At 47.7% G+C, this 1,572-nt stretch carries 2 protein-coding genes; both read left to right on the top strand.

Going from position 1 to position 1,572, the window contains the following annotated elements; genetic code table 11:
* On the top strand, positions 1 to 747 hold a 747-nt coding region (locus AB5935_RS24870; RefSeq protein ID WP_368327742.1), incomplete at its 5' end, for an efflux RND transporter periplasmic adaptor subunit.
* A 7-nt stretch (positions 748 to 754) separates the two neighbouring features.
* Positions 755 to 1,572 (top strand): efflux RND transporter permease subunit (locus tag AB5935_RS24865; protein ID WP_368327741.1); only part of this gene is annotated, 818 nt, incomplete at its 3' end.

Below are 1,572 nucleotides of genomic sequence, written 5' to 3'. Positions count from 1 at the left end.
CTCTTCGCTCAAAACGTCATTTCGGCTTATGAATTGAAAACGGCCGAGAATAATCTGTTGATGGCAAAAGCCGGACGCGCACAAGCCAAGGCGCAGGAGTTGAGTGCTGCCAATGATCTTTCCTACACCGAAGTGAAAAGTCCCTCGGATGGAGTGATCGGCACATTGCCCTATCGCGTTGGTACGCTTGTCAGTGCCGGAATGGCACAACCACTGACTACCGTATCAGACAACTCGGATATGTATGTTTACTTCTCAATGACGGAAAACCAACTCTTAGGGCTTATTCGCCAATATGGTTCTAAAGACAAGGCTTTGCAGTCGATGCCTGCCATCGAGCTAGTGCTGAATGACCGGACTACTTACGAAGAAAAAGGTACCATAGCAACTATTAGCGGAGTAGTGGATGCTTCGACAGGAACCGTCAGTGTACGGGCTGCATTTCCCAACAAGAACGGACTGCTACATAGTGGAAGTTCGGGAAATGTGGTGGTTCCATCGGTCTACAAAGACGGTATCATCATTCCTCGTGCGGCAACTTACGAAGTGCAGGACAAGGTCTTTGTCTATAAGGTAGTGGATGGTAAAACGCATTCTACCCAAGTAAGTGTGGAACGTGTGGACGGTGGACAGGATTACATCGTGACGACCGGACTTGCCATAGGGGATGAAATCGTGACAGAAGGTGTCGGATTGCTACAGGATGGAATGCCGATAACAAAGAAGAAGCAACTAACTCAAAATTGAAGAAACAATGAACTTACGAATATTTATAGAACGTCCCGTGCTCTCCGCCGTCCTTTCCATTGTGATTGTAGTGGTGGGGATTATCGGGTTATTCACCCTACCCGTGGAGCAATATCCCGATATTGCCCCTCCTACCGTTCAGGTGTACACTGCATACGACGGTGCCAGTGCTGAAACGGTGCAGAAGAGTGTCATCGCTCCGTTGGAGGAAGCCATCAATGGTGTGGAAGATATGACTTATATGACTTCCAGTGCTTCCAATGCCGGTTCAGCCGAAATAACCATTTACTTTAAACAAGGTACCAATCCGGACATGGCCGCTGTCAATGTACAGAACCGTGTGTCGAAAGCTGCCGGACAACTTCCTGCGGAAGTGACCCGTGTGGGTGTCAGTGTCAACAAGCGACAGAACGGTATGCTCCAGATATTTACCTTGCATAGTCCTGATAGCTCATTAGACGAGAACTTTCTCTCGAACTATATCAATATTAATTTGAAACCTGCTATCTTGCGTATTTCCGGAGTGGGAGATGTGCAGGTGATGGGTGGTGTCTATTCCATGCGTGTATGGCTTAAACCTGACGTCATGGCGCAGTACAAACTGATTCCTTCCGATGTGACTGCCGCACTGGCCTCACAAAACATTGAAGCTGCAACAGGCTCCATTGGTGAGAATTCCAAGGAAGCTAAAGCGTATACCATGAAATACCGCGGTCGATTGATGACTCCCGAGGAATTTGGAGAGATCGTGATTCGCAGTACTAAGAATGGTGAGGTACTTCGTTTGAAAGAGATTGCTAACATCAGTCTCGGACAAGAATCGTA

It is taken from the genome of Phocaeicola sp. RTP21198st1_B8_RTP21198_201120 (genome assembly GCF_040929485.1).
Lineage (GTDB): Bacteria > Bacteroidota > Bacteroidia > Bacteroidales > Bacteroidaceae > Phocaeicola > Phocaeicola dorei.
Note: the sequence above shows the minus strand (reverse complement) of the source record. Positions and strands in the feature narration are given on the sequence as shown.